The organism is Psychrobacter sp. TB55-MNA-CIBAN-0194 (genome assembly GCF_040309505.1).
In the GTDB taxonomy this organism is placed as follows: domain Bacteria; phylum Pseudomonadota; class Gammaproteobacteria; order Pseudomonadales; family Moraxellaceae; genus Psychrobacter; species Psychrobacter fozii.
On sequence record NZ_JBEOOW010000389.1, the window covers coordinates 1 to 265 of the forward strand.

The following is a 265-nucleotide window of genomic DNA, read 5'->3' on the forward strand; positions in this document are numbered from 1 at the left end:
GTATGTAGGAGATCCAGATGCCGTAGCAGAGAAAGTGATTCATCTGCGAAAAAATGTAGGCATTACGCGCTTCATGTTGCACGTACCGGTCGGTTCGATGCCGCATGATCAAGTGCTGAAAGCTATTGAGTTATTTGGGAAAGAAGTGGCTCCTAAAGTAAGAGAAGAGGTTGCCCGCTGGGAAGCCGAACAAGCATAACAAAAAAGTCGATCAAGTGAATAGGCTTGATCGACTTTTTCTTATGTTTAAGGCTCAGCGATACAT

At 44.5% G+C, this 265-nt stretch carries 1 pseudogene; it reads left to right on the forward strand.

Annotated features, from left to right (window positions below):
• Nucleotides 1-199 (forward strand): annotated as a pseudogene (locus tag AAEY75_RS15590) (hypothetical protein); the annotation flags it as partial.
• Nucleotides 200-265: the final 66 nt, after the last annotated feature.